This window comes from Deltaproteobacteria bacterium, from assembly GCA_016219225.1.
GTDB lineage: Bacteria > Desulfobacterota > RBG-13-43-22 > RBG-13-43-22 > RBG-13-43-22 > RBG-13-43-22.
In genome coordinates this window covers 40,746-60,879 of the sequence record JACRBX010000014.1, presented here as the reverse complement: position 1 = coordinate 60,879, position 20,134 = coordinate 40,746, and the positions used below count along the sequence as shown (strand labels likewise).

Annotated in this window: 16 protein-coding genes; 7 read left to right on the top strand and 9 right to left on the bottom strand. The window is 50.9% G+C overall.

What is annotated here, in order from left to right; translation table 11 throughout:
* Nucleotides 1–34: 34 nt before the first annotated feature.
* Together HY879_01260 and HY879_01255 are read right to left on the bottom strand one after the other, a co-directional pair.
* Nucleotides 35–2,497 (bottom strand): MMPL family transporter, encoded by a 2,463-nt coding sequence (locus HY879_01260; GenBank protein ID MBI5601962.1) that lies wholly within the window; start codon nucleotides 2,495–2,497, stop codon nucleotides 35–37.
* Between the two features lie 3 nt (nucleotides 2,498–2,500).
* A complete protein-coding gene (locus HY879_01255; protein MBI5601961.1) occupies nucleotides 2,501–3,526 on the bottom strand; it encodes a hypothetical protein in 1,026 nt (341 codons plus the stop codon).
* A 412-nt stretch (nucleotides 3,527–3,938) separates the two neighbouring features.
* Between HY879_01255 and HY879_01250 the strand changes: the two genes are divergently transcribed.
* From HY879_01250 to HY879_01240, 3 genes are all read left to right on the top strand, one after another.
* Nucleotides 3,939–4,784 (top strand): MerR family transcriptional regulator, encoded by an 846-nt coding sequence (locus HY879_01250; protein MBI5601960.1) that lies wholly within the window; start codon nucleotides 3,939–3,941, stop codon nucleotides 4,782–4,784.
* Nucleotides 4,781–5,623 carry a TetR family transcriptional regulator gene (locus HY879_01245; protein MBI5601959.1) on the top strand — a complete coding sequence of 281 codons (843 nt, stop codon included), beginning with the start codon at nucleotides 4,781–4,783 and terminating at the stop codon, nucleotides 5,621–5,623. The genes HY879_01250 and HY879_01245 overlap by 4 nt, the downstream gene beginning before the upstream one ends.
* Nucleotides 5,624–5,771: 148 nt before the next feature.
* A complete protein-coding gene (locus HY879_01240) occupies nucleotides 5,772–5,987 on the top strand; it encodes a hypothetical protein (protein MBI5601958.1) in 216 nt (71 codons plus the stop codon).
* Between the two features lie 109 nt (nucleotides 5,988–6,096).
* On the opposite strand, the gene HY879_01235 is transcribed toward HY879_01240, so the two are convergent.
* The 7 genes from HY879_01235 to HY879_01205 all read right to left on the bottom strand — a co-directional run bounded on the left by HY879_01235 (nucleotide 6,097) and on the right by HY879_01205 (nucleotide 14,715).
* Nucleotides 6,097–7,389, bottom strand: coding sequence for an MFS transporter (locus HY879_01235; GenBank protein MBI5601957.1), 1,293 nt, complete (start codon nucleotides 7,387–7,389; stop codon nucleotides 6,097–6,099).
* 70 nt (nucleotides 7,390–7,459) lie between these two features.
* Nucleotides 7,460–8,992: a long-chain-fatty-acid--CoA ligase gene (locus tag HY879_01230; protein ID MBI5601956.1), complete on the bottom strand. Its 1,533-nt coding sequence runs from the start codon at nucleotides 8,990–8,992 to the stop codon at nucleotides 7,460–7,462.
* 113 nt (nucleotides 8,993–9,105) lie between these two features.
* Nucleotides 9,106–10,119, bottom strand: a complete 1,014-nt coding sequence (locus HY879_01225; GenBank protein MBI5601955.1) for an amidohydrolase — start codon at nucleotides 10,117–10,119, stop codon at nucleotides 9,106–9,108.
* A 142-nt stretch (nucleotides 10,120–10,261) separates the two neighbouring features.
* Nucleotides 10,262–11,650: an NADH:flavin oxidoreductase gene (locus HY879_01220; protein MBI5601954.1), complete on the bottom strand. Its 1,389-nt coding sequence runs from the start codon at nucleotides 11,648–11,650 to the stop codon at nucleotides 10,262–10,264.
* A gap of 39 nt (nucleotides 11,651–11,689) precedes the next feature.
* A complete protein-coding gene (locus HY879_01215) occupies nucleotides 11,690–12,862 on the bottom strand; it encodes an acyl-CoA/acyl-ACP dehydrogenase (protein MBI5601953.1) in 1,173 nt (390 codons plus the stop codon).
* A 54-nt stretch (nucleotides 12,863–12,916) separates the two neighbouring features.
* Nucleotides 12,917–13,717 (bottom strand): enoyl-CoA hydratase/isomerase family protein, encoded by an 801-nt coding sequence (locus tag HY879_01210; GenBank protein MBI5601952.1) that lies wholly within the window; start codon nucleotides 13,715–13,717, stop codon nucleotides 12,917–12,919.
* Between the two features lie 62 nt (nucleotides 13,718–13,779).
* Complete coding sequence (locus tag HY879_01205) at nucleotides 13,780–14,715, bottom strand: TetR/AcrR family transcriptional regulator (GenBank protein MBI5601951.1); 936 nt, start codon at nucleotides 14,713–14,715, stop codon at nucleotides 13,780–13,782.
* 423 nt (nucleotides 14,716–15,138) lie between these two features.
* Between HY879_01205 and HY879_01200 the strand changes: the two genes are divergently transcribed.
* The 4 genes from HY879_01200 (at nucleotide 15,139) to HY879_01185 (ending at nucleotide 20,133) form a co-directional block, all read left to right on the top strand.
* On the top strand, nucleotides 15,139–16,347 hold the full coding sequence (locus HY879_01200) for a thiolase family protein (protein ID MBI5601950.1): 1,209 nt from the start codon (nucleotides 15,139–15,141) through the stop codon (nucleotides 16,345–16,347).
* A gap of 45 nt (nucleotides 16,348–16,392) precedes the next feature.
* Entirely contained in the window at nucleotides 16,393–16,845 is a 453-nt protein-coding gene (locus tag HY879_01195; GenBank protein ID MBI5601949.1) for an OB-fold domain-containing protein, read from the top strand.
* A 202-nt stretch (nucleotides 16,846–17,047) separates the two neighbouring features.
* Nucleotides 17,048–19,054 (top strand): FAD-dependent oxidoreductase, encoded by a 2,007-nt coding sequence (locus tag HY879_01190; protein ID MBI5601948.1) that lies wholly within the window; start codon nucleotides 17,048–17,050, stop codon nucleotides 19,052–19,054.
* Between the two features lie 29 nt (nucleotides 19,055–19,083).
* Entirely contained in the window at nucleotides 19,084–20,133 is a 1,050-nt protein-coding gene (locus HY879_01185; GenBank protein ID MBI5601947.1) for a hypothetical protein, read from the top strand.
* Nucleotide 20,134: the final 1 nt, after the last annotated feature.

Here is a 20,134-nt window from a genome sequence, read left to right as displayed (position 1 = left end):
TTTAACCTTGTGCCTTTTGCCTTGTACCTTGAACCTATCTTCTCGGTAGCATTCCGGGAGGAATGTGAAATCCTCCGTTGTTATCACCTCCCCTGGTTATGAATTTAGGCTTGATGATGTTGATGACCGCCGGAAGGACCAGAACGCCGACCACCATATTGACCATCATGAGAATACCAAGCAATATTCCCATCTCAGCCTGAAACCGAAGCGGAGAAAAATACCAGAAGATCACTCCGGCGGTCATCATGGTGGCGGTGAAGAAGACCGCCCGGCCTGAGGTGATGATACCGGCCTGGACCGCCTTAGCCAGGTCTTTCTCTTCTTTATAGACCTCGATGATCCGGCTGACGATGTACAGCCCGTAGTCCACCCCCAGGCCGATGCCCAGGGAGACCACCGGGAAGGTATTGATGTTGAGGCCGATGTTCTTGAAGACCATATAAGTGAAAGCCAGGAAGTTGGCTAAGATAAGGGACATGATAAAGATCACCCCGGCCAGAATGGAGCGATAGGTTACTGCACAGAGGATGAAGATAATACCCAGCACGATAAAAAGAATCTGATCGTTTTTGGTCTGGATCACCTCGTTGGCCGCCGCCAGGATCCCTCCAAGACCTCCCGCCGGTTTCGGGATAGCATTTTCCATGAGCTTGGGATTGTTTTTTATAAAATTTTTAACCCGATTGATGACATCTTCCAGGACCGGGCCTTCATGGTTTTTTAGATAGAGTTTGATATTGGTGCTGGTTATATTGTAGTCGATCCAAGTGTCCATCTCGCCCGGGGCGGCACCGACTCCAATCAGGCCGATGCAATTCCCAATGGCCTGCTGGGAATGGGGTATCGACTCCATCTTAGGATCATTCCCATAAGCCAGCATGTTGGCCCCTTTGATTAAATCGGCTATGGAGATGGCGAAGCCCACATTGGGGTCGGCCATCATATATTGACTGAGCTCTTCCATCCCATTGATCACGTCCGGGTAGGTCACGGATTGCGGTCTTTTTCCTTCCACCGCCACCCACATCTGATCCACCCCGGGAAACTTTTTGTTGATTTCAGTGATATCCTGATTGAACCTCGAATGGGGCCAGAGGATGGGGGAGCCTGGATTGGCATCGCCGTATTTAAGGTGCGTGGAGGAAATGATAGCCACTATGAGGATGAGGACACTTACACCTACAGTGGCGTATCGGCCCGCTCCGAAAGTCCAGCCGGACATTTTGGTCAGTATTTTCCTAAGCAGGTGCTCGGTAAGATATTCGATTCTGTAGGATAGGGTTCGGTCCAGAATCGAGGGCCGGGAGGTCACCTTTTCCGATAGCTTTTCCATTTTAAAGGCATCGACCGGAAGCATATTGGATTGAACCGGCACCCGGATGGCCTTAAACAGGGCGAACAACGCCGGATAAAGAAAAAAGATGGTGAAGATCATGCCCCCGGACCAGAAAAAGCCTAAATAGGCCAGGTTTCGGAGTGTGGGGATGGGCGTCAGGCAGATCACCAGCAAAGCCAACGTGTCGGCAAGAATACCAATCAGCCCGGGAGGGAAGAGGCCTGTACCGGTGATCAAGGCCGCTTCCTGGGTGTCACCTGATTTCTGATACTCCTCGGTGAACCGCTCCACCCATTGAACTCCATGACTCATGGCCCGGGCCGATAAAAGGAACGGTATAACGATGATCAGCGGATCAAAGTGAAATTCTAGGATGGCCGCAAAGCCCAGGCCCCAGATGGAGGTCATGACGGCGCTGATGAAAGGCCAGAACCATAGGCCCCCACGGCTCATATAGGCGAAGAGCATCAGAAGGATCACCACGGAAGTGACGGCCAGGATGAGGGCCATGTTGGGCAGGTAATGATAGATCCAGCCGTAAAGCAGGGGGGTGCCGGTCAGGTAGATCTTATGATTGGTGTCTGATTCCTTTCTCTCGATCTCCATGAATTTGTTGAAGAGCACCTTGAAGTCGATCTTGCCTTCGACGAAGTTGGCATCCAGCCGAAGGGCCTTCTGATCCCGGGAAACCCAGATGCCGTTCACATTCCCCGCGGTAAAGACCTTTTTCTTCAGCTCCTCCATGGCGGCCTGATCTTTGGGCACTTCTTTCATGACCGGATAAGAGGAAAACCCCCCGGCTGTCTCTTTCAGGATCGTCACCTTCTGGGAGGCTATCGAGTAAATACCGAAGTGGTCCACCCCCGGTATGAGGTCGACCGCGTCGGTAATGCGGGACATCTTGGCCAGGGTCTCCGTGTTGAAGACATCCCCTTTCTTGACCTCTAAAACCAACGTGGCTTGATAGGACCCACCGAAATACCTGGCATATTTCTGATGCACCTGGACGTAAGGATGGTCCTTGGGAAAGAGGTCCAAAAATTGGGTGAACATCTGGATGCGGAAAATCTGGCTCAGAAAAAAGAGGGTGATGACCGCCATGGCGATCACCACCTTTTTTTTGTGGTTAATGAGAAAGCTGACCAGTGCCTTATACATGACTTACTCCTTTTTTCCGACGCCCATAAAGGGAGACAGGCCGAGTCGGGTCCAGGTTTGGCCGTTATCCCTGGAGGCCAGGATTTTCCCTTCATTGCCCACCAGAAACCCGACCCCGTCGGTAAAGGCCAGGCCTGAAAGCCAGGAATAGTGGCCGGGGATACTCGGGGCCGTCCAGGTCCGGCCCTGATCGGCGGATTGAAGCACCGCCCCCCTTAAACCGACGGCCAAAAGCCTGGAACCGAAGAATCGAACCTTAAGCAGGGTATCTTCCGTATTGCTCTTGACCGGTTTCCATCTCCGGCCGCCATCCGAAGTAACCAGGATCTTTCCGGCCGTACCCACGGCCACGCCCTGCCTATCATCATGAAAGGCGATGCCGAAGAGTTTGCCCAATTCACCGCCCCGTTGTTTCTGAAAGGTCTTCCCACCATCTATCGTATGGAGGATGGTTTCAAATTCACCGCTGATCCAGCCTTCCCGTGAGTTCAGGAATACCAGGTCATTTAAAATCACATCTTCCTGGAAAGGCTGCTTTTCCCAGGTGCCGCCGCCGTCCGCCGTATGAAGTATTGTCCCGAAGGTACCCACTGCAAATCCCTCCTTGTCAGTGAGGAATTGAACTTTGAGCAGTTTCTGGTCGATCACGGGGCTTTTTTGTTTCGCCCAATTAAGGCCCCCGTTCTGGGTATGGAGAATGGTCCCCTGATCGCCCACGATCCAGCCTTCTTTATCGTTTACAAAAGATACACTCGTTAAAGACTGGGTCGTACCGGCCTGTTGTCGGGACCACATCTTGCCCCCGTCCGATGAATGGGTAACGGTCCCAAAGTAGCCCACAGACCAGATATGCTCCTTATCGGGCACGGCTACGTCATAGAATTTGTCGCCGAAGGTGATGGGTGGGACACTGCCCATAACCCGCGCCGGTACGGCATTAAGCTTCTGGTTCTGGTTGCATCCGGCTGTCCAGGAAAAACAGACTAATAAAGCAATCGGTGCCAGTAACCGTTTTAGGCTATACATCATCACGACCAGGCCTTTCTTGCCTAAGTTCCAGGCGAATTTTGAAGAGGAGAAAATCATTTATCGAGTGGTTCGCCCTTACAAAGGACGCCCGTTTTTCTATACCGATAATGGCGATTTTCCCTTTGCGTATGTATTTTCTTCCTTATCTGTTCGGGCTGAGGTATTAAAATTTTTTATAATACAGTACCGTTCTGTTCTTTAGTTTATATTTCTATTTTTTTAACTTGTCAAGAAAAATTTTTCCAGTAATATAAAAAAGGTAAAGTTAGATTAAGCCATGAAATGACAGATAAAATTAAAAAACCAGGAGAATTTGAAGGCTGTAAACCGGAATGGTTAAAATACGATTTACCTTGATTAAACACCCCTTCGGCCTTATAAAGGATTGTAAGGAAAGAAAGGATTAGAACCTATGAACAAACTCCCGAAACATATGAAAATATCAGAGCTCAGCGCCTATGCCGGGACATCAATTACCGCCATCCGATTTTATTTACGGGAAGGATTACTGCCCAAGCCGCTGAAAACGAGCAAGACCATGGCCTATTATACAGAAGACCACCTCAATGCCCTCCTGGAGGTCCAGAAATTGAAAGAAGAGGGGCTACCCCTCGAAGCCATAAAGGAGATTGTCAGGGAAAAGGGGACTAATATACAACCGGTAGAGGAAAATATCACCATCAATACCGCCAAAAAGGAACAAATCATAAAGACTTCGGTTAAGCTCTTCCGGGAAAAAGGCTATGGGGGGACAAAAATTTCTGATATACCGGCCCGGGCCGGTATCAGTAAGGGGACCTTTTATCAATATTTTCGAAATAAGGAGGACCTCTTCATTGAATGCGCCGACAGTATATTTCGAGAGATCGGCGAAAATATACCCGAAATCCAAGAGGAAACCGACCCCATCAAAAAACTCCAGATGCGCGGTAAATTCTTTGGGCAACACCAACAGCATGTGTTGGAGATGCTCAATCTCATCCGCGGTGCTGCCGTCCGGGGAGACAAACATGTAAAAGAAAAACTGGATGAGGTCATAAGGAACCTTACTGAGCCCCTTCGGGAAGACCTGGAAAAAGCTATGCAACAAGGGCAGATTCGAACAATGGACAGTCGTTTTTTGGCCTATATGATAATGGGTTCAGCGGAATATTTTTTATACTACTCTGAAGAGAATAAAGCGGAAGTTGGCGAAATCATGCGTAAAGCCTGGGACATGAATTTAAACGGTTTTTTAAAGGATAGGACGAGGAAATGAAGGAACATAAAAATCTGATGAAAATATCCGAACTTTCTGCGGCCGCCGACCTGCCCGCCTCCACCATAATGTACTATATCGTCGAGGGCCTGTTGCCGGCACCGATAAAAACGGGAAAGACCAGGGCTTACTATTCGAAGGCGCACCTTAAGGCCATACTGCTGATCAAAAAAAAACAATTTAAGGAGCACAAATCTCTGAAGGTGATCAAAGAGGAGATCAAGAGGAAAATGTATTTCTCTGAAGATCCCAGGGAAGATATCAGCACCTACGACAGGCATCAGGAAATCATTTCGTCTGCCATCGAACTTTTTCTCCAAAAAGGCTATGCGAATACAAGCATAGCCGATATCGCCCACCAGGCCCGCATGAGCAAAGAGACCTTTTATCTCCATTTTAAGAACAAAGAAGAACTGTTCATGGAGTGTGCGGACCGCATCTTTCATGATATGTACAATAACGTCTGGCAAGAAATTAAGGATGAGGAAGACAGACTCCGACGGATTGAAAAACTGGGAAAGGGTTTCTATACCTCTTATCCGAAATGGATTGAAATGATGAATTTGGTCAGAGGACTTGCCGTCGGCGAAAACCAGGCCTTCAAAGACAAATTTAAAGCCCTCCTCCGGCAGATGATCCACCCAATGGTCCGGGAAATCGAGTATCTGCAGAAACAAGGTCGTTTTCGCCGTGACATCGATCCCCAACTGGCCGGATATTATCTGATGGGGATCGGAGAATATGGGGCTTATTTAGCCAACCAGGGAACCGCCCCCGCTGAACCTGATAAAATCCGAGAAATGGCGAATGATTTCATTTTATACGGTCTTCTGAAATAACCCTTAATCCGGGGACTTGAATATCTTAAAAAAGAGGGCCGCGTTCGGAAGGAAATCGACAGTTCGGGGGCCGGATATTTTCTCATGGGTATGGGGCAGTACAATGCCTCATTGATCACCCAAGGGGCCTACTCTACAGAGGAGGTCAATGAAACCATTCTCAGCATCATTGAAAACGGTCTCTTGCAATAATCATCCTCCTTTGCCTCTCCCGGAATTTTTTGACCGGGATATCGAAGCGCCCTTGTCTTTTAGAAAAATCATTGCCTTGATCGGGGTGAGACGAAGCGGTAAAACCTCCTTTCTGTTCACTGTCATAACCGCCATCCCCATTTCTTTCTGGTTATTAACCAACGACCTTTGAAAATAAGCCAATAAATGAGCGGGCAATTTTTGTTTGTGTCCCCGGAAGAGATCATCCTCCATAGACTCGGACTGAAGGAGGCCGGGGTTTGGTCAACTTCGGCTGCAGCTCATGCAGAGCCTGGGCCCTCCCCCGCCTGTTCATCAGACATACTTTGCTCAAAAATCCCGGGCTTTCTTAACCACCAGGCCACAACGAACCCTATGACCGCGACGATCGTGACGATCAGGATCGAGGCGTGGTAGGTTCCGGTTTTGGTAAGGGCGGATGAACCGAATCCTATGCCCACGACACCACCGATCAGACCGAGGCCCATCGACATGCCGCCCACTCTACCGGTAATATGCTCCGGATAATTTTTGGCAATAAATCCCATTATCGTGGGAATACCCTGGCCCATGAAGAAGGCCGTTATAGCCATAATAACCAGCAGCAACGGATTAGGCCCTGACCCGGTCACGCCCGAGAACTTGACGAAGAAGTAGATTCCACTGAGAATAAAGGCAAACATAACCTGCAGCCTGGTGCTTCGGCGGTATACATAGCGATTCAACCAACCGCTGACGAGTGAACCAATCATATACATGGCCAGAAACATCATCATCAATTGGCCGGCAACCGTGATTCCAAAACCCACACCTACCGGGGCCGCTAGCGCAAAATAGCCCGGAGTCAGGTCATTGACTGCCTGGGTCAACCAGTTAAACAAAAAAACATAGGCCACCATGAGGTATATGACGGGATCCTTTAGCGCCAGTTTGAAATCCCGGTCGCCCGCCTGTCGATCCTCATGCTCTTCCAATATCACCTCCGGGGCCTTAGGTCCAAAGACCATCACTAATGATAAAATCAAAAAGATACCGGCCGGAACGGCCATATAAACCATCGTCATGGGCCAGCTTTCAGTTGAGGTATAAACTGCGGGGGCCAAGCCGAAGCCTATTAATACTCCCAACGCAAAAGCCATTCCCTGAAAACCGGTGATAATCGGGCGCTGCTCGGATGGGAACCATTCCGCTGTCAGGCGGGATATAGTCGTGAGAATCGGTCCGGTAGCGGCCCCTCCGATCAGCCTGAGCAGAATTATTGCACCCAGATTCTTGCCGGCAAATGGAATAAAAACCGCTGACACGATCAAAAAGATGGAACAAACAAAATAGACTTTTGCCACACCTACTTTGTCAACAATGGCTCCGCCGGCTATGCCTCCCAGGCAGACCGTCACGGTCCATAAACCCATTACCGTAAATGTTACCATTCCCAACTCACGGCCAAGATATTTCGCTACCTCGCCGATTAGTGGCGCAGGTGCAATCATGATTATCGATTGTGCAACAACTCCTACTACCATGGTGATCAGGGCAAACCAACGAAATCTTGGATACTGAATAGTGCTGTTCATTCTCTGACTCCCTTTTTACAGTTCTCCGGTAAAGGATTTTGCCAATGGGTCAAGCCGATGGCTGACGACCCTATAGGTCTGCGAAGTGCTTCCTCACTTCCCGCCTCAATATCTTCCCCACGGGAGTTTTAGGCAATTCATCCCAGAAGACGATATTTTTCGGGCATTTGTATCCTGCCAGCCTGGTCTTGCAATGATGGATCAATTCTGCTTCGGTAGCCGTCAGGCCGGTCTTCAAAACAACCACCGCCTGTACCTTCTCTCCCCAGCGCTCATCGGGGGCGGCGACCACGGCGCATTCCCTGACGGCCGGATGCTCGTAAAGGGCGTCTTCGGTCTCCTTGGGGTAGACGTTTTCCCCTCCGGTGATAATCATGTCGGCTTTCCGGTCCAACAAATAGATGTAACCGTCCCCATCGATGGTTCCCACGTCCCCCGTATGGAGCCAGCCGCCGCGTAGGGCTGAATCAGTCATCTCGGGGTTTTTCCAGTAACCCATCATCACATTTTTACCCCGTACGACCACCTCTCCCGGTTCGCCGGGTTGTAACGGCCGATCCTCCTCATCCACAATCCGGGCTTCCACCGGGAGACCGACTTTGCCCACACTGGAAAGGAGCTTCACCCCCGGACCATCGACCCAATGATCTTCCTTGAACAGGACGGAAACAATGGGAGCGGCTTCCGTCAATCCATATCCCTGGGTAAAAATGCTGCCAAACCTGGCGATCCCTTTTTTCAATACTTCTATGGCTATCGGGCTCCCCGCATAGCCTATGAGACGCAGACTGGACAGGTCGAATTCATCGATCCGGGGATCATCAATGAGCCAGTTCAAAAGCGTGGGCACCATATTAATATGGGTGCATCTCTCCTGGTGAATCGACCTCAGGATCTCCCCGATGTCCGGTCGACGGAGGATGACCGACTTCCCGCCAACCATGAGCAAACTGAGGACAGGCCACAAGGCAATATGGAACAAGGGAAGCATAAAACAGGTGGAATCGTTCCTCGTGAAGGAAAAACCGATGATCATCCCGTACATGGACGTCATGATGTTCCGGTGCGAAAGCATGACCCCCTTGGGAAGGCCTGTAGTTCCTCCGGTGTACATGAGGATGGCCAGATCATTTTCATCCACCTCCACCATCGGCTCTTCTTCCGAGGCATTCCGGAGAAGGTCCTCATAATACATGAATCCATTATTTATTTTATCTAGGGATATCCACTGCCTGATATTTTTCAGGTTCTGCTTAAACCCGAGGGACCGTTCTTCATATCCGTCCCCGGCAAAATAGATGGTGGCCTCACAATTATTGCCGATATAATCAATCTCTTTGTCAGACAGCCTGAAATTGAGAGGCGTAACGCTCGCCCCAAGCTTGGCCGCGGCAAAGTAAATCTCCATATATTTATGGGTATTCTCGGCCAATACGGTAACGCGGCCGCCTTTTTTAAGTCCAAGGTCCATCAGGGCATTGGCCAGACGGTTGACCCGGTCGTCCAATTCCTTAAAGGTAAGATTGATGCCTTCAAATACCAGGGCCACCTTATCCCGATACAGGGCACTTCCTTTCCGTGGTATATCTCCCAAAGTGTACATATCAAATCCTTATACCCGCTTAATGCGGACAATAACGAAGCATGAAAATGTCTTTCGCCGATCCCCGGCCCCCGGCCCCTGACCCCTGAATGCTATTTTCGAACTAAACCTGATCACAAGGCCACCCTTCTTCGGCTGATATCGATGCCCAAAAGACCGGCCAGGTTTTCCCCGAAGATCTTCCTTTTGTCTTCATCGGTTACCTCAGGATATCCGTACTGCTCTTGAAGGTCCTGGGGCATCTGAAAGTCCCGGAACCCCCGAACCGAACAGGCCATTTGTATATGCAGGGCCGGATCATCACTGCCCCAAATGATTTTATCGGGACCGACCCAGCGCAGGGCTTCACCGAGCATCTTGGCAAACTTGCGCGGGGAGGATAAGGCCCAGGTGACCACAAGGCTGATGCAGACATAAACATTCTTGTGGGCCATGGCTACCATATTGAGATCATCACACTGAGGATACCCCATGTGGAAGGCCACTATTTTCAGCCGCGGAAAGTCGCGAGCGACATCGTCCAGATACATAGGGAGACCATTACTGAATTTCCCAGGCGCGCACCAGCCGAATCCCGTATGGATATCGAGCACAATGTCCAACTCCTCTGCCTTACGGTAGAAGGGCCAGAGATCGGGATCGTTTATGCAGGTGTCTTCAGGAGGGTAGAATTTGAAAATCTTGGCCCCTTTCTCCTTGACCCAGTATTCGAGCTCCCAGATGGTGTTCTTGACGCCTTTGAATTTGATCGGGGAGAGGTTCGGCTGGTACATGAAACGGTCCGGGTTGGCCTCGACCACTTTCGCCATTTCTCCGTTACTGCAGAACCTTCCGGTATATCCGGTTGTGTCCATCATTGACTCGGGCAGCAGACAGGCGATATCGACACCATACTTATCCATCGCTTTAAGAAGCGAGGCCGGATCGGCATCTTTTTGCAGTTCCTGCGTTTCAACGCTCTCCAGGAATGACTTCGGTAGTCCGAGCATCATGGGCCGTTTGATAGCCGCAATTGAATTCCACCACAAATGGACACCCGGGAAGTATTCAAAAGGCGCACTTTCGCCGACCAGATGGGCTTCAGGATCGATCTTAAAGTAATCATCTTTCTTGATGTCTATTGGCATTCGACGCTCCTTTATGTTGTGTGTTGGCCGGGACAGCCCGAGGCCATAGGCCGGAACTGTCCCGTATGTTAAGAGAGGCGTTTATGTTCTCCGCACCTCCCGGATTAAGGGGGAACAGTCCCATTGGTCTGCCTCATCACTGCTATTCCTCTTCCTTCGACCACCGCGCGCCGGGACCACGGAACCCCCTCCAGTTTTTTTCCATCAAAGGGAACTCTTTCTTCCACCAGGGTTTATCCAGTGCCGGCATAGGCGCATTCTGCATGCCCTTCATAAGGATCGATTCATGTTTCTGCCGTGCTCCGAAGCCATAGTCGGGATTGGCATATTCCCTTCCAAGCCAGGGATTTTGCGGACATTCCGGGGTGATCCCGGAAAGACAACGCATGAGGCAGATGTTACACCTTTTACAGCGGATGATCTCATCCTGTCGACCCTCCATGACCTTGTTGGCATATTCGGGGTCGACAAATAGCTGCCGTGCCAATGCAGAGACATCAAATTTACCGGCGCCGATATCCGCGTCGGCCTTTATAGGATCATGCTGTGAAGCCACGATAACGGGGATTTTTAAGGCCTTTTTAAAATCCGCCCCGGCGTCTGGGATGTGTTCGGCCACCTCTTTTGTCCCTACAAGGTGGCTTGTCTCTTCGTAACCTCCTCCATCGGATAGGCTGATGAAGTCAGCCCCCCTGGCCTCCAGGTCCCTGGCCAGATCGATCATTTCCTCACGGGTCAATCCCCCCTCCTGATGTTCCTCGGCGCTGATTCGGACACCCACGGCAACTCCCGGACAGGCGTAACGAACTTGGTCCATGGTATCGTTGATGAGGCGTTTACGGTTTCTCCATTCCCCGCCGTACATATCGGTCCGTTTGTTCGAGAGCGGTGAGAGGAATTCATGCTCGAGATAGCCATGGGGACCATGAATTTCGATCATATCGAAACCGGCCGTCACGGCAAGCTGGCAACTGGCCGCATATTCCTTCTGTTCGGATTGAATCTCGGAAATGCTCATTTCTCTGGTCTGCTGTCCGATAAGGAATTGACGGGCCTTCTCGCTTTTCCGGAAAATAGGGCCGATTCCGGAGGTAAAGCTCTCGACCGCAGCCTCATAGGGAAGACCGGCAGTGGGAGCGGGGGCGAGTTCATGTTCGTCATAAGAGTGTCCCTGACGGCCGAAGCCCATGCTCATCTGGGCACTGGCCAAACCACCAAAATAGTGGATATGTGTGGTCAGCATCCCAAGGCCCTGAAGATGACCGGCGTTGAAACAGTACATGTTACGGCCCCAGACAAACCTCGAACCCAGCCTGGTACCCATGATCGCACCGGTCGTAACCAGAGCGGTTCCACCTTTGGCCCGTGTGCCGTAATAACATACTTCCTGATAGGTGCACTCACCATTGGCGCCGGCCATAGTCTCGTTCATAGGGGCCAGGGCAATCCGATTCCTCAATTCGAAGGGACCTATTTTGAGCGGCGCTGTTAAGTTTTTTAAGACCTCTTTCTTGCTCTCTTTTTCTTCCATTGGACACTCCTCCTGACTTTTATTTTTTGCTTTCCACGATCAATAAGACCTTGGAAGGCCATAGTTCTCGGCAATAAAATTGCGCACCATTTCATTGGAGATGGGCGAAAAGGTGCATTGACGGGAATCCCTGAAATAGCGCTGCATATCATATTCGATGGTGACCCCGTATCCGGCCAGGATATCCAGGCCCCGGGTGGCCGCCTTAAAGGCCATTTCGGAGCTGACCAGCTTAGCCATGGCGGCTTCCAGGTGACAGGGGTGTCCGGCCTCAAGCAGCCAGGTGGCCTTGTAGGTAATCAGTTTAGCGAATTCCAGATCCATAACCGTATCGGCTATTTTATGCTGAATAGCCTGATATTGTCCGATCGGCCGGCTGAAGGCTTCCCGGGTCCTGGCATATTCGACCATATCTTCCAGGGCCGCCTGGCCGATGCCATTGGTCAGGGCCGCCACCATGATTCTTTCGTGGTTAAGCGTCTTTAAAAGCTCATACCAGCCGTTATTTAGTTTGCCCAGCATGAAGGCAGCGGGGACCCTCGCCTCGTCGAAAAAAATTTCGCAGGCCGAGGCCCCTTTAATGGTGAATTTTTTAAGGGGGACGATCTTTATTCCCGGATTATCACGTACCGGAATCAGGAAGAGGGAAAGGGCGTTTGTTTTTTTAGTCGTTTCCCTGTCCGTTTTTACGAGAGTTAATAGGTAATCAGCCTTGTGAGCATTAGTGATGAATACCTTCTGGCCGCTAACGACGAAAGAGTCCCCCTCCTGCCGGGCAAAGGTCCTCAAGGCCCCGAGGATATCCGTACCCCCTCCCGGTTCAGTCACCGCCATGGCGAACCGGATCTCGGCCTCGGCGATCTTGGGAAGGAAGAATCGTTTCTGCTCCTCCGAGCCGCTGAAAAGGATGGCCCTGGCCCCGAAACCGGTGGTGGCTCCGAAGGACATGGCCACAGCCGCCGAGCCCCGGGCAAATTCCTCATTGATGATCACGTCATCCATGAAGGTTCCACCCACACCGCCGTATTCCTCCGGCACGGCCATTTCAAAAACCCCGAGGTCTTTAATTTTCTTCCACATGGCCTCATCGATAAACATCTTCTCCGGGTCTTCATCCAGGTCCCGGGCATAGGGTCCTTTGATTTCCTTATTGACAAATTTCCTTATATTGTCCCTGAGCATCTTCTGCTCTTCCGTGAATCCGAAATCCATGGTCTTTTCTCCGTTCCTCTGTCAAAAAAATATGCCCTATAGGTCCAATAAGACCTATTTAAACTTCGGCGGCCTCTTCTCTAAAAATGCCCTTACCCCCTCCTGAAAACCTTCTCCTTCCGAAGCTAAGCTGGCCGCCCCCCGCTCAATGAATAGGGCAGCATCCATGCCCGATACCTCCAATCCGTAGGTCAAGGCCTTTTTGGCCAGTCTTAAGGTATAGGAAGACTTACCGGCAATCTTCTTCGCTATTTCAAGGGCCGTTTCATAAGCCTGGCCTCGGGGTGCAACCTTATTGACCAGGCCCAGCTTTTCCGCTTCCAGGGCCTCGATGCGGGTCCCGGTATAAATCATCTCTTTGGCCTTTCTGGCCGGGATGGCCCGTAACAGACGGGTCGTCCCGCCCCATCCGGGAATCAGGCCGATGTCGATTTCAGCCAACCCGAAGGTGGCATTCTCCGAGGCAATGATGAAATCACAAGCCATCGCCAGTTCCAGGCCGCCAGCCAGGCAATGACCGTTCACCGCGGCGATGATCGGTTTTTCTATCCGCTCCATCATCAGCCGGGTGATCTCATCACCGGTAATGAGCCAGTCGTACCGGGCCATGGAATCTTTGGCCAGTTTTTCAAAAAACATGGCAATATCCCCGCCGGCGCAGAATATTTTTTCTCCCGCCCCGGTTAATATCCCCACCTTGGTCTCTTTATCCTCTTTAAAGTCACGGAGGGCATCAAGCAATTCTGCGGCCATCTCCTGATTGATGGCGTTCCGGACCTCCGGTCGATTAAGGGTTATGGTAGCCACCCGATCTTTCGTTTCATAGAGGATGGTCTCATAGACCTTTTTTCCCATCTTCTCTCTTTCCATTTATGGTTGATGATTTTTGATTCAAAATATCTTTCAATCGACAATCGTCAATCCTTTCTTGATCGGCTTTCTTCTAATATGGCCGATATATGGGTAACCTGTCGCAAAAAAATTTCATAACGACCGAACTCCGTTTCTGCGGACAGGCGGGTATTGCCGTCAACCATCAAGATGATGGACTTATCATTCTTCGTCTTCACTATGACTGATGAAGCATCACCGGCAGTCTTTATGGACATAGAGGCAATATTCCTTAAGGAAACCTGGAGTTCCCCTTTCCCAAAATCACCGGTAAGATAGCTTTTCCCATTAAAGCTGAGGTTGTAGATACGCAGATTTTTATTACCGGAATCGCGTAAATCCCAATAGAGAGAACCCGCTTCTTCCGGTTTCACCGTTTCAGAGGAGCCGATACCATTGATGGTCATGTCCCAGGTAATCTCTGCCAGTTTTTCGGGTGAGTAACGTGGATCGATCTTGAGCATATTGCCCAGGCCTTCACCCAGTCCCAGCATAATGAAGGCCAAGACCTCTGCATCGATTTCCTTCACCCAGCCATGCTTGATCGCCCAGCGGAAATCCTTTGTCAAAGGACCCGCGAGCAACCGATAGGCATCACCGGCCTTTTTAGCCAACTCAGGATCTTTGCCTTCCAGGCTCTGGTTAACGAGGTTCAGGATGCCGCAGAAGGTCGGGTAGGCCTTGAGAAAGGCAACGAGCCTTTTCTGAAATCTGAGTTTGTAGTTGGTTTCTTCCCGGATATCGAGCCAGACCTCTTTGGGTATGACAACGGTGGTCAACCGGTCGATGCAATTGAGCAGCAACTCTTTCTTACCCTTAAAATAAAGATAGAGGGTCCCTTTCCCTATGCCGAGGGCATTGGTAATTTCCTCTATCTTGGTCTCGGCAATGCCGTTCTTGGAAAAATATTCTATGGCTTTATCAATGATCTCTTGTTTTTTGCTTAATGACCGGTCATTCATATCAGTAACCTCCCCCTCTGGTGATTTAGATCTATTCTTTTTATGATTGCATAATTCTGAGAGGTTTTCAATGAATGCCGAACGATTGTGATGGGAAAGCCCTGTTGATTGATTCGAATCGTCAACCGGCAGAATCGCTCGAAACCTTTTTTGAAAAACTGACTGACTGGTCATGGTTCAATATATAATTTACTTGTTTAACGATGTCAAGAAAAAAAATAAAATCCCTCAATCGGTCTCAGAATTATATATTTTCACGGTAATATATTGATATAATGCGTAAAGTTAAATATTATAAAAAAGTTCTTGACAGGCCTCCAAATTTTCGTATAGTCTGGCTTCAAACCTGACCGGTCAGTCATTTTACGAAAAATGCGCTTTAAAAGGCGACTCGAGTCAGGAAAGAACAGAGGAGGCCTAATTATGAATAAAGGCGACTTTGCAATTATAGGTACCGGTGAGGTGCCCCACGGCCTGTTTCCGGAGCGGAGCGAATTCGAGATTGCTTATACGGTAGCCAGAGCTGCGGTAAAAGATGCGGGAATCAACATGAAAGACGTCGGTTCGGTCTTGACTGCCGCGCACATCATGGGCACCGAGTACAATACGGAAATGTTCTTCGGCCATCTGCCGGAAGCAATAGGCGCAAAGAACAACAAGATATATGCGACTACAATCTCCGGAGGAGGCTCAACCAGTTCCATCCTGAAGACGGCCATGGGCGTGCTCGAGTCGGGTCACACGGATATGGTGCTTGTAGTGCACGCACAGCGCTTTTCCCAGTTCAGCTCCAATGAGCAAATTAAGTATTTTGCCCAGGCCGGCTCGAGCCTGGAATGGGAAGTTCCCTACGGTATGACCTATAACGGTCTGGCTGCCATGATGGCCAATGCCTATATGGAGCACTCCGGCACTACTATCGAACAGATTGCCGCCGTTTCCGTAGCCTGCCGCAAATGGGCCTGTCTTCAACCGAATGCGATGTTCAATAAGAAGGAATTAACCACTGAAGACGTACTGAAGAGCAAAATGGTTGCCGCCCCCCTCACCGCTTTTATGTGCAACGTGCTCTGTGACGGGGGAAGCGCCTTCGTCATGACCACCGCAGAGAAGGCTCGGCAGGTGGCCAGGAAGACCGGCGTCAAACCGGTCTATATCCTTGGCACAGGATCGCGTTATTCCCATAGGTTTATCACCAGTGCCGTCCCGGATTTTGCGGATATGGGGAAAATGATCAAGTTTTATAGGCATCCTGCCAACGAGGCCTATGAACAGGCCGGACTGGGGCCGAAAGACATGGATATTTTCGAAGCCTACGGGGCCTATCCCCATTTGGACCTCATCTGCCTGGAGGCTATGGGTATCGCCGAACAGGGCAAGGCTGGAGCGCTCGTCGCGGCCGGGGAGACAAGCCCTGGCGGTAAATACCCTGCCATAACTAATGGGGAGGCCCTGAGCTTTGGCCATACAGGGACCGGGGTTGGTTTTGCTTTGTTCGCCGAGTCTGTGCGCCAGTTGCAGGGGAAGGCCGGAAAAGCCCAGGTTCCGGATGCAAAGTTCCTTATATTTAATTGTGGCGGCGGGGCCTATTCCGATGTCCATTTTACAGTCCTCGGAAATGAAGTCCCTTAATTATAACATCGTGATGACCATGAATATAAATGAAGGAGCCAACAGATGGATGCCAAGACACTGAAAGAAAAATTTAAGGTTACCGATGAGGATCTAAGGAAACCGTTGCCGGTCGCCACAAAATGGTCCAAACCGTTCTGGGAAGGTGCAAAGGAGCACAAGCTCCTGCTCAAGACATGCCAGGATTGTGGTCATATCGATCACCCACCCTATCTTTACTGTACGGAATGTCAGAGTGACAACAGTGAATGGGTGCAGGCATCAGGCCGGGCAACGCTCTACGCCTTTGCCGTCAATGAGGTCGGGGTTCCTTTTCCATTTATGCCTGACCTGCCGTATGTAACGGCCTTAATAGATCTCAAGGAAGGTCCTCGGATGGTCTCCACCATCGTTGAATGTGATTTAAAAGATATAAAGAACGGTATGGAACTGGAGGTCGTTTTCGATGATGGTTCACCGGAATACAGCCTTCCGAAATGGAGACCGGTCAAAAAGTAGCTGGTTGAACATTGCTTAGCAAAGAAGCTTAAAGTTTCAAGTTGCAAGATGCAGGTTGCCAGTAAAAAAACCTTGAACTCTGTACCTTGCCCATCGTCTGAGTTTTCACTTTGAGCTTTGAGCTTTGAGCTTTTTTCTTGAACCCATTATCATGATTCGTTGCTCCCTTAGCGGTTTGAGTTTTTGATGAAGAAAAGGACCTATGCAATTCATAAGGCTTTTTGAACCGATAACAATCAATGGCATGACCATCTCGAACAGGATTGTCATGCCGGCCATGGCCTTGTTTTATACCAACGATTATACCTTCACCAGCCGCTACAAGGCCTTTTACCGGGAGAGGGCCAACGGCGGTGTAGGCCTCATGATTATGGGCCCCCTGGCCATCGATAGGGTCGGGAGCAATCCTTTTATGCCGGCCCTCTTCGACGATAATTACATCGATCCGATCCGGGATTTTGTCGGTGAGCTTCATCAAAATACCGGGGCCAGGATCGGGATACAACTGATACACCAGGGCCGGAACGCCTCTTCCAAATACACGGGAATAATCCCAATAGCCCCTTCAGCCCTGGCCAGTCCCCTGACCGGTGAAATCCCCAGGGAGATGACCGGGGAAGACATCGAGGAAGTTCAGGGGGCCTTTGCCAAAGCCGCACTGCGGGCCATCTGGGCTGGATTCGATTACATCGAAATCATCGCCGGCGGCAGCTACCTGATCGGGGAATTCCTGTCGCCGGTCACCAACCAACGAGCCGATAAATACGGCGGTTCCCTGGAAAACCGAATGCGTTTCGGTCTGGAAGTGATTCAAAGGGTCCGGCAGGCAATCGGCCAGGATTCGGCCATGGGCATCCGGGTCTCGGGACATGATTTTGTCAAAGGGGGCCATACCAACCTGGAATCGGCCCTCTTCTGTGCCCAGGCGGAAAAGGCCGGGGCGGACGCCATCAATGTCACCGGCGGATGGCACGAGACCACGGTCCCTCAGATCACCAGCGACGTCCCTCCCGGTGCCTATGTCTATCTGGCCCGGGGTATCAAGGAAAAAGTAAAGATCCCGGTTTTCGCCTCCAACCGGTTAGGAGACCCACGGCAGGCTGAGAAGGTCCTGCGTTCCGGGGCAGCGGATATGATCTGCTGGGGAAGACCTCTCATCGCCGATCCTGACCTGCCGAATAAAGTGAAGACCGGCCGGCTTGACGAGATTATGCCTTGCATAGGTTGCAACCAGGGGTGTCTCGACTCAATATTCTCCGGGCGGTCCGTTTGCTGCACCCTCAACCCCAGGGTGGGCCGGGAAGGGGAAACCGAAATCAAAGAAGCCACGGTGAAAAAGCGGATTCTGGTGGCCGGCGGAGGGCCGGCAGGATTGCAATTTGCCCTCACCGCCCGCCAAAGAGGCCACGACGTCACCCTGTATGAAAAAGAGGAGAAACCAGGAGGCCAGGTGAATCTCATCGGCCGCGTTCCGGGGAAGGAAGAGTTTCCCCAGGCCGTGAAAAGCCTGGGGCACCGTGTAAAAAAGGCCGGGGTAAAAATAAACCTCGGGATGACCTTGAGCCGGGAAGTCGTGGAAAAAGAAAAGCCGGATTTATTAGTCGTGGCTACCGGGGCCAGACCGCTGGGGATTAATGTCCCGGTGATAGATAACCGGATAGTCTTTAATGCCTGGGAAATCCTCAAGGGCTCTGTACCTGAAATCGGCCGGCAGGTGGTCATTATCGGTGGTGGGGCCATCGGATGCGAAACGGCTCTTTATGTGGCCCGGTTGGACGTTCTGGATAGTCAGGCCTTTACCTTTTTGGCTTATCATGAGGCCGAAGATTTGGACCGGCTTCGAGAATTGCTTTGGCGCAGCGGTCGTACGATCACTGTCCTGGAGATGATGGCGAAAATGGCCGGGAATGTGGGCCCCAGCACCAGGTGGGGTCTGCTCAAAAATCTCGGGCTTTTGGGCGTGCATCTCCGTTCTCAAGTTAAGGTGGTCGGCATCGAAGAAGACGGAGTGGTTATAGAGACGGAAGCTGGCACCGAATCCATCCGGGCAGACACGGTTATCATGGCCACGGGGTCCAGGTCCGTTAATGATCTTGCCCTGGAAGCAAGGAACCTAAAAATAGAAGTGGTTACCATCGGTGATGCCAAAGAACCGCGAAAAATCTCCGATGCCGTCAGGGAAGGATTCGATGCGGCTTTAAATGTTTAAGGTAAACCACCGGATAAGGAGAATGGAGAATGTTCAGGAAGAAATGGGCAGAAACTGGGCGCATCCAGACAAGACGTTCAACCATTGTTGCGCTTCTGGGTTTGATTTTATTGAGTGCCGGCTGCGGTAATCCACCTAAGACCGGCAGCGGGGCGATTCCCTTGAAGGGACTTGTTCCACCCATCACCTTCGGAGACAAGTTCTACGACGTGGCGGCGCCTGACAAGGATCATGTCTGGGTAGTAGGATATTTCGGAGCTATCGCCCATTCCCCGGACAGTGGTAAAACCTGGTCCCGCCAACAGGCCGGTACGGTTCAGGCTTTAACAGGAGTATCTTTCGTGAATAATAAGGAAGGCTGGGTGGTCGGGGATCAGGGAACCATCCTTCATACGAAAGATGGAGGCGCCCATTGGGAGAGACAAAAGAGCCCTGTGGCCGATCAAAAACTCCTTAAGATTCAATTCCTCAATAACCGGGAAGGGTTTTGCGTGGGTACCTTCGGCACCATTCTTCATACGAACGATGGCGGGAAAATCTGGGAGAGGTTGCCCTTCAAAGACGACGTGATCTTAAACGACCTCGTTTTCTTAAATCCACGGGAAGGATGGATCAGCGGTGAATTTGAGACCATCCTTCATACTATCGACGGTGGAAAGACCTTTCAAAAACAACGGGGCGATCAATTAGGCAAACTTTTCGGCATTGCCTTTAAAGATTCCCAGAGAGGCGCGGCGGTCGGCACCGCCGGGAAGATTCTGGTCACTTCCGACGGCGGCAGAACCTGGAAAGAGATCAGGAGCAACACGGAAGACACCCTGCTCAAAATCCGCTTCTTTGATTCCAGGCTCTTAGCCGTAGGTTTGCGCGGAATCGCAGTTCACTCTTCTGATAACGGACAGACCTGGTCCCTTCTGAGCATCCCCCGCCACTACTCCTGGCTTTCAGGCATCACATTTACCAACGGCACAGGGTTTTTGGCGGGGAATGAAGGCAAGATCCTGGCCAGCAATGATGCCGGTAAATCCTGGACCCGTCTCGGCCTCCCTCCTTTTATGGGCGGCGAGGGGAAGGAGTAAG